This window comes from Mesotoga sp. HF07.pep.5.2.highcov (genome assembly GCF_003666285.1).
GTDB classification, from domain to species: Bacteria; Thermotogota; Thermotogae; order Petrotogales; family Kosmotogaceae; genus Mesotoga; species Mesotoga prima.
This window is the reverse complement of sequence record NZ_JFHJ01000423.1, coordinates 1-3,944: the sequence shown is the minus strand read 5'-3', so window position 1 is coordinate 3,944 and position 3,944 is coordinate 1. Positions and strand designations below refer to the sequence as shown.

Below are 3,944 nucleotides of genomic sequence, written 5' to 3'. Positions count from 1 at the left end.
ATCTCTGCCTTTTACGCGAAAAAGGGACCATAGGAGCCGGTCAGTCCCTATTTTCGCTTACAGCGTTCAGCGGGTCTTCGTACTTAAGCGCAGAGCGGTTCTTAGAACGGGATGCTGAAACAAGTTCAGATACTGAATGCGACGTTTCCATAATGACCTCACACTGTCATCCCGAGCTTGTTTCGGGATCTTTGTTTTTTTCTTCGCAGAGGATGGAGGACCGTTGGCAGACAACGTAGCCTTCAACAGCGATCAGCGGGTATTACGGTTCTAAGCAAGTAGCGACTTGTACTTGGGTTATACGAATGATTGACAAGAACCTTCCTGCGTCTTCAAAGCAAAATGAGCGGATCATTTCGAACATAAGGTAAAATACAGGGTATAGGCTGGGGGTGAAGTATTTGGAATTTAGAAAGATGAGGCGATCAGATAAGGAGCTTCCTGAAAACGAGGCTCGAGAAATGCTCAAAAAGGGTTCGTTTGGAGTTCTTTCGACTGCCGATATAAATGGAATGCCTTACGGGGTGCCGATAAATTATGTGTATGAAGACGGTAGGATTTTCATTCACTGTGCTTCTTCCGGGCACAAGCTCGATAACATTTCTCAAAACAGCCATGTTTCCTTTTGTGTGGTCGAATACGCAAAAGTGATTCCTGAGCGTTTCTCTACGAACTTCCGCAGCGCAATTGCTCTAGGAAAGGCTTCAGTTGTCGATAATGTTGAAGAGAAGATCGAAGCCCTGAAGAAGCTGGTTTCAAAGTACTCGTCCGACTATATCCAAGAAGGAATCACCGAAATCAATAACTCTCTGGAAGCCACTTCCATTATCAGAATAGATGTTCTTCATTTGACTGGAAAGTTCGCAAATGGATAGTTTTTCTGTTAAGGATTAGCAAGATAGCTTCTGGATGAAATTATGTTCGGAAAATCGAAAACTGCTAGTTGGGGATTTGATCAGATTGCGCAGTTTGAAGTATTTCGATTCTTCTGACTAAAGAAGCCATCTTCTTGTTATAATTCCGATGAATGAACTCTCTGGAGGCGATGGATGATGAACAGGGACACAGTTATTAGAATTACAATTGGGACAATAATGGTTCTTCTCGGTGTTCTCACAATATTCGTAAAATCCTTCACTTTGAATCTCTGGCTTTTATTCATATGGATTCCCGCAGTATTCATGGAGTACAGAGCCTTCTCTGGAAGGGACAGGAATCTCTTCGTCCCGGCGGGAGTACTGATTACGGTAGCGGTAATTCTAACTCTAAATGTCATCTTCCCGGGTTTCATTACCGAAGGCGGTTGGGCACTGTTCATCGCCGCACCTGCGGTGGGTCTTTTTCAATCTTACTTCGGAAGAGAAGAGAAAGACAAAGGTGTTCTGACGGCAGCTTCTTTCTTGTCTGCTTTGTCAATACTGTTCCTCCTTATTTCGCTTGCACCCACAGTGCTGGGAATTTTCATTGGGATAGTGTTGCTTGCAGTCGGAGGTTTGGTAGTTTATAAGAATCTGAGAACAATCAGAAGATAGGAGGAACATACATGAAGGCCATGATTTTAGCAGCCGGGGCCGGGACGAGATTGAGACCGTTGACAAACAGGCTACCGAAACCGATGCTCCCGATCATTGAGAAACCGGTTATCGAATTCATATTGGAGCTCCTTTCGAAGTATGACGTAAAGGAGATCATGATAAATGTCTCGCACCTTGCGGGCGTTCTTCAGAATTACGTGAGGAGTGGATATAGATTCGGGGTGAGGGTCGGCTATTCCTTCGAAGGTCACTTTGAAAAGGGACAGCTCGTCCCTGAGCCGGTAGGATCTGCAGGTGGGCTGAAAAAGATCCAGGAAGAGTCGGGTTTTTTCGATGAGACGTTCGTGGTACTCTGCGGTGACGCGATAGTCGACTTCGATCTGGCCGAAGCCTTCGAGTTTCATAAGGCCAGCAGATCAGTTGCCACAATTATCTCTAAAGAGGTTCAGATAGACAAGGTTTCTAACTACGGGATAATCGTATCTGACTCTTCTGGCCGAGTCGAGTCCTTTCAAGAGAAACCACCCGCAGAGAAAGCAAAATCCAACCTTGCAAATACGGGGATATATATCTTTGAGCCTGAGGTTTTAGAGTACATTCCAAAGAATCAGTTCTTCGACATAGGGGGAGAGTTGCTGCCACTTCTCGTCCAGAAAAAGGAAAGGGTTTTCTCTCTCCATACAAAGATAGACTGGTACGATATCGGCCGAAATTCTGATTATCTCGAAATACTTGCGAAGGCGCTTGGGGGAGAAATCAAGGGATTCAAACCTTCTGGAAAAGAAGTGACCGAGGGCCTGTGGAGAGGTACAGGATCGCTCCTCGAAAAAACGACGAAGATAATAACTCCGGTTTATATTGGGCCGGGATCTGTAGTACAAAAGAACGTGAAACTGGAAGGTCCGGTAATGATCGGCGCGAATTGCAGGATTCATGACGATGTTGAACTAAGCAATGTCTTCCTTGGGGATTACGTCAGGATAAAGACGGGTTTCAAGGCGAAAAATCTTCTTATTACACAGGAGTATTATGTTGGCTCCGATGGAAAGGGCGGAATGCTTGCCGATTCCAATCTGAAGCGCTATGTCTCTGACGTTAGAACTATGGAGGCCAGTCCCGCTAACAAGTAGAGAGGTTTCTCATGCTACAATTGTCCATACGTTTTTTTGAGGAGTAGCCACATGTTGAAGATTGTCAGAGTCACTAGCCGGCTGGATAGGAAAGAATTCACTGATCTGCCAGAGAGATTGTACAGAGATTATCCGCTCTGGGTCCCGCCTTTTAGCCATGAAATGAAGGCCATACTGAGAAGCAGGGGTTCACAGCTTCTCGCAAATGGCCCTCATGTTTTTTTCATCGCGAAGGATGATAACGAAGTTAAGGGAAGAATCGCCGTTGGCATAGAACAAGTAATGAACAACGAAAAGTCAGTAAAACATGCTTACTTCACATTATTCGAATCGGTAGACGACAGGGAGGTTGCCGAGGCGCTTCTGAGGACTGCCGAAAGTTGGGCGAGGAACAAAGGAATGAACTATCTGAAGGGACCCGTTTCTCCAACGAACGGAGATGACTACAGAGGACTCCTGGTTGACAACTTCGATGACCCTCCTGCCGTATTGATGCCATACAATCCTCCTTATTACGCAAGCTTCTTCGACAGTTTCGAGATCTATCTGAAGTATCTTGGTTTCCAATATGACCTCGCAAACGTTATCTCAGAGCGAGAGATAAAGTTCACAGAGATCGCCATGGATCGCTACAAGTTTAGAGTGGAAGAGGCAAATTTCAGAAGAATAAGGGAAGTTTCGGCCGATCTTCAGAAGATTATGGAGGAATCGATTCCAAACTGGGAGGAAGATATACTGCCCCTACATACGACGAGCTATATGACATGGCAAAGACGCTTAAGCTGGTGGCCGATCGAAGAATGGTGATTATTGCAAGATCAGGAGAGAGACCGATCGGCTTCTTCGTTGCGCTTCCAGATTTCAGCCCGATTATTAGAGAGATAGAAGGAAGACTTTTGCCATTTGGCTGGTACAAATTCTTCAGGCTACGTAAGTCGCTGGAACGAGCGAGGGCAGCAATTCTCTTCGTAGTTCCCGATTTCAGAAACAAGGGAGTACCCTCGGCGATGTTTTTGAGGGCTTATAGAAACATACAGAACATGGGTTTCAAGGAGATAGAAGGTTCTTCAATCAGTTCAATGAATTCCACCATGATTGCCAATGCGAGGCGCGCCGGCGGAAAGGAATACAAGCATTACATCGTTTACGGAAAGAGTCTGTTGAAGAGGCCCCTTTCTCTCAGTCAGATATATGGCCCCGCGGCGAGTAGGTTTGTTTCAAAAGGCCAACGGAACTCTGAAAGAGTTCTTGAAAGGATCTGAACTCAGCGGAACTCTGC

General features: G+C 45.6%; 6 protein-coding genes. All 6 read left to right on the top strand.

Translation table 11 applies throughout. From position 1 onward, the window contains the following. Nucleotides 1-239: hypothetical protein (locus tag BG32_RS15835; RefSeq protein WP_220660319.1), on the top strand; the 239-nt coding region annotated here is incomplete at its 5' end. Between the two features lie 162 nt (nt 240-401). Further along, on the top strand, nt 402-875 hold the full coding sequence (locus BG32_RS08890) for a pyridoxamine 5'-phosphate oxidase family protein (protein ID WP_121526701.1): 474 nt from the start codon (nt 402-404) through the stop codon (nt 873-875). A gap of 174 nt (nt 876-1,049) precedes the next feature. Continuing rightward, nucleotides 1,050-1,532 (top strand): hypothetical protein, encoded by a 483-nt coding sequence (locus BG32_RS08885; protein ID WP_121526700.1) that lies wholly within the window; start codon nt 1,050-1,052, stop codon nt 1,530-1,532. An 11-nt stretch (nt 1,533-1,543) separates the two neighbouring features. Further along, a complete protein-coding gene (locus tag BG32_RS08880; RefSeq protein ID WP_121526699.1) occupies nt 1,544-2,665 on the top strand; it encodes a sugar phosphate nucleotidyltransferase in 1,122 nt (373 codons plus the stop codon). A gap of 51 nt (nt 2,666-2,716) precedes the next feature. Then, nucleotides 2,717-3,472, top strand: a complete 756-nt coding sequence (locus BG32_RS16535; RefSeq protein ID WP_259459636.1) for a hypothetical protein — start codon at nt 2,717-2,719, stop codon at nt 3,470-3,472. After that, on the top strand, nt 3,430-3,927 hold the full coding sequence (locus BG32_RS16530) for a hypothetical protein (RefSeq protein WP_259459635.1): 498 nt from the start codon (nt 3,430-3,432) through the stop codon (nt 3,925-3,927). The genes BG32_RS16535 and BG32_RS16530 overlap by 43 nt, the downstream gene beginning before the upstream one ends. The last annotated feature ends 17 nt before the right edge of the window (nt 3,928-3,944 follow it).

Bases quoted from the DNA above. Each gene is read 5' to 3' on its own strand.
- BG32_RS16535 (WP_259459636.1), top strand. From the start codon at position 2,717: ATGTTGAAGATTGTCAGAGTCACTAGCCGGCTGGATAGGAAAGAATTC.
- BG32_RS08880 (WP_121526699.1), top strand. From the start codon at position 1,544: ATGAAGGCCATGATTTTAGCAGCCGGGGCCGGGACGAGATTGAGACCG.
- BG32_RS16530 (WP_259459635.1), top strand. From the start codon at position 3,430: ATGGCAAAGACGCTTAAGCTGGTGGCCGATCGAAGAATGGTGATTATT.
- BG32_RS08885 (WP_121526700.1), top strand. From the start codon at position 1,050: ATGATGAACAGGGACACAGTTATTAGAATTACAATTGGGACAATAATG.